A 3,194-nucleotide genomic window follows, 5' to 3' on the forward strand; every position below is an offset into this window, starting at 1 on the left:
AGTATATAGAGTAAATGCTCTTGTCATCATAATATGGATTAATTTGAATTATCTTGAATTACCCACCTCCATAAAGGATGAGTTTCACCTTGATGATTAATCTGACGTACTTGTTGTTCTAAGCGCTTTTGTTCTTCTGGAGATATACCCCAAAGAATGTGTCTACTTTGCCAAACTAAAATAGCAGTTGTAGTACCAAGACACAGACCTAAACCAACAGCAGATAGTTTATTATAAGCTAGGGAATAACGTACAGAAATCCAAGTAAAATGATCTAACCACAAAGAAATTTCTCTCCGTAAACTCCATATACTTAAAGAACCAACACTGCTCCAAAGTAACAGAACTATCAACCATTTAAAATAGATTATTAGTCTGTAGAGTCTTTGTACTTGAATTTGTAAAACTGACTCATCTTTACACATTTTCAGGATGTTGAAAGAATAAGAAAAAAAGGCATAATAGAATTTTTTCTATTAGCAAAAGTTGCTTAAATTTTTTTCAAGCTGTAAGAACTAATTTCTCAACTTAAGACTAGAGGTTTTTCACACAAATAGACTNTCTTTACACATTTTCAGGATGTTGAAAGAATAAGAAAAAAAGGCATAATAGAATTTTTTCTATTAGCAAAAGTTGCTTAAATTTTTTTCAAGCTGTAAGAACTAATTTCTCAACTTAAGACTAGAGGTTTTTCACACAAATAGACTACAGACAAAATATAAATAAATGGTTGTAAATTTTTTAAATTTACAGCTCTGAGAATTGTGGTCTATTTTAATGAAAACTTCTATAAGAGCTTGAGTTGTTTCCTAGATTTAGGTTTTGAAATTTTTAGGTTACTAGAAAAATTATTCCTGATAGCTACAATAAATTAAGTATTTTCCTGGGAATATTGCACAAACAGATCAGTTGACTAATTAGCTCTAAAAATTTAAAAGTTAGTAAGCATTCAGCTATTAGCGGTCAGCAATCAGCTTTTGAATCAATAATTCCTTCTCAGGTTATGTAAAATCCGGTTATACAGTAATTACCCTCATTACTGTTTCTTAATATAGATTTTCTATTGAATAGCAATTTAAAAATTCATCCTATTCAAATTCTTTCTTTCTCCTGAATTCTGAATTCTGAATTCTGATTCCTAACTCCGAGCGCAATAGGATAACTAATTACCCAGATTCTATATTAAAGGAGTATACTTTAGTAGTTGCAACTTTTAACTCTCCTTGGATACTAACTCCTTCTTCCTATGAGTGAGATAATAAGTTAATAACTTATAGCTGAATGCTTACAAAAGTTATAACTTTCTCTAGTTATGAGTTATATCTAAACAGTATTCTCTTGACCTTCTACTAATTCTGAATTTTCTTCTAAGGGGTTGGGGATAGATTCTCCAATGCGCTCTCGCCACCAAGCTAAAAGTGTACTAGCAACAAAGATACTAGAGTAAGAACCTGCCACAAAACCAATAATTAAAGCCAAAGCTAAATATTTTAAAGTTTCTCCACCAAATATTAGAATACCAACTAATGGTAATAAAGTAGTTACAGTTGTATTAATTGACCTTGTTAAAGTTTGATTTACAGCATCATCAACTATCTGATTAATTGATTCTCCTGGATAACGTTTAATTACCTCTCTAACTCGGTCATAAATTACGACTGTATCATTAACAGAAAATCCAATAATAGTTAGTAAGGCAACCAAAAATAAACTATCTACTTCTACACCAGCTACTAAACCAAGAATTGAGAAAATGCCAACCGTAATTAATATGTCATGGAATAAGGCAACAAAAGCAAATACAGCATAATCCAACTGAAACCTAAAAGTCAGATATACAGTAATACCAAAAAAAGCGACCAGTAGAGCAGATAATCCAGAAGTAAAAATTTGTCGCCCTAAAGTCGGACCAACTGTATCAATTTGAGTAGAATTTGGGTCAAATTTGCCAAATTCTGTACTTAAAGCTGTGATTAATTGAGTCCGAGTATCAACATCTAAAGTTTTTGTGCGTATGTCAAGAGCTTGTTTCTCTTCTCCCACAACTTGAATACTTGTGTTGCCTAAACCTTGGTTGGTTGTTATTTCTCTAACAGCAGCAACTGTAATAGCTTTATTACAATTGTTGGGTATAGTGCAATCTAATTCTAGTTGTAATCGAGTACCACCAACAAAGTCTAAACTTGGACGTAAAGGCGCACCAATATCTGGCTGAGTCCAAGAAATGACCATAGCAATTAAACCACTAAGTATAATAGACCCGGAAATTGTCCACCAGAGCGATCGCTGTTTAATAACACTTATTTTCATTTTTATTGAAGCAATGAGATGTAGGATATTAGAGAATAGGAAAAATTTTTATAAGCTATAAGCTATTAGCATTTCCTTAGGAAAAGGATATACCCAAGCGAATCGCACTCTTGCTGACTCCTGATTACTGACTACTATTTCAACAGGGAAAAATAGTTCCTTCTTGTTTCAAGAAAGGAACAGGAGAGTAGGAAATAGCTAAATAAGAGAAAAACTATACTCAAGAGGTTTTATTATGATTCTTATAGCTTACATTCTGGAGGTTAATTTATCACATTATCAAAGTCGTATAAAATCAGTAAATTGCTTTTCTTGACCTTTCTCAGACTCAAATAATCAGGAAAATAGTAACTATAAATATAACATTCAGCCGTCAGCTCTCAGCTATTGCTTTTAGTGTGTATAGGAAAGCTTTATTAATGGAGCCAGATTTTTCTGACTACAAAAGTTAGCACCCTTGACCTTAAAGTCTATATTTATTTACCGAAAAATAAAGGTATAAAGCCTCTCACTCACCGTGGAGAAACAAAAAAAAATATTCCTTTTATTCAATCCTATCCGTTTTAGGGAGAGGTAATTATCAATTATCCATTATCAATTATCAATTCTTGAAATCCCCTCCTTAAGCGTAGGTTTTTCTTGCTGATTGACTGCTAATAGCTGAATTCTTACTATAAATAGTTAATTATTTACTCCAATTAGTAAACTTCATTGTCAGGATTCATATTTCAGCTATCAGTTTCATACTAAATCTCCTGGAATAAAGTTATATTCAAAAAAGTCAAAGTCTTAAATATCAAGAAAATTGGGAAATTTTAGATAACTAACCTATAATAACTGTATTTATTATCATAGGTTCCTGAAAAAGAAGCAGTATTTAGAGA

General features: G+C 31.7%; 2 protein-coding genes. Both read right to left on the reverse strand.

The window, feature by feature from the left end:
* Positions 1-38: 38 nt before the first annotated feature.
* Positions 39-425, reverse strand: coding sequence for a hypothetical protein (locus AFK68_RS04685; protein ID WP_094671792.1), 387 nt, complete (start codon positions 423-425; stop codon positions 39-41).
* Between the two features lie 898 nt (positions 426-1,323).
* Positions 1,324-2,310, reverse strand: a complete 987-nt coding sequence (gene secF, locus AFK68_RS04690) for a protein translocase subunit SecF (RefSeq protein ID WP_094671793.1) — start codon at positions 2,308-2,310, stop codon at positions 1,324-1,326.
* Between the last annotated feature and the right edge of the window lie 884 nt (positions 2,311-3,194).

Origin of the sequence: Hydrocoleum sp. CS-953, from assembly GCF_002260545.1 — a bacterium.
Lineage (GTDB): Bacteria > Cyanobacteriota > Cyanobacteriia > Cyanobacteriales > Microcoleaceae > Trichodesmium.

What these genes read in the sequence shown, in the direction of transcription:
- AFK68_RS04685 (WP_094671792.1), bottom strand. Translation starts at nt 425, where the DNA reads ATGTGTAAAGATGAGTCAGTTTTACAAATTCAAGTACAAAGACTCTAC.
- secF (WP_094671793.1), bottom strand. Translation starts at nt 2,310, where the DNA reads ATGAAAATAAGTGTTATTAAACAGCGATCGCTCTGGTGGACAATTTCC.